The 518-nt window shown below is 53.7% G+C and carries 1 pseudogene; it reads left to right on the forward strand.

Features of this window, described 5'->3' with window-relative positions:
• Positions 1-518, forward strand: a pseudogene (locus R8O10_RS27490) (hypothetical protein); the annotation flags it as partial.

Raw genomic sequence — 518 nt, forward strand, 5'->3', positions numbered from 1 at the left:
TGCGTCGGGGCTTGTTGGGTGTGAGTGCCATTGCTGTGTTGGATGAATCTATAGCCATGCACAGCTCGTTGCTGTGGCAAAAGCAGAGCGTTGGCTATCAGTTTAAAAATGAAGGGCAGCCGAGTGATCGTTATCAACCCGTGACGGTGGAAGAACAAGGCAGCGCTTTCCAAGCGTTGGTGGGATTGAACGGGGCGAACCAAGCCGGACACAATGTGATCGCCGAATATTGGTATGACAGCCGAGCATGGTCGAAAAGCCAATGGGAGCAAGCAATCGCACGTGGAGAATGGCTCTCCCAATCGTCGGATACGACTCTACTTGCTACTAGCTATGCCCAAGGGGTTCAACACGCCAATATTGTTCAGCACAATCTCATGTTGCATTGGCGCTGGGATCTCGAAGCGTGGACAGCGTGGCGCGGAAGAGCGGATTTGGAGTGGCTTAGCGATGTCACTCCACCGTTGGACGTCATGTACTCGCCGCAAGATGGCGGTGTGATTGTGACGCAATGGCTG

Origin of the sequence: Vibrio sp. 1727, from assembly GCF_033344415.1 — a bacterium.
GTDB classification, from domain to species: domain Bacteria; phylum Pseudomonadota; class Gammaproteobacteria; order Enterobacterales; family Vibrionaceae; genus Vibrio; species Vibrio alginolyticus.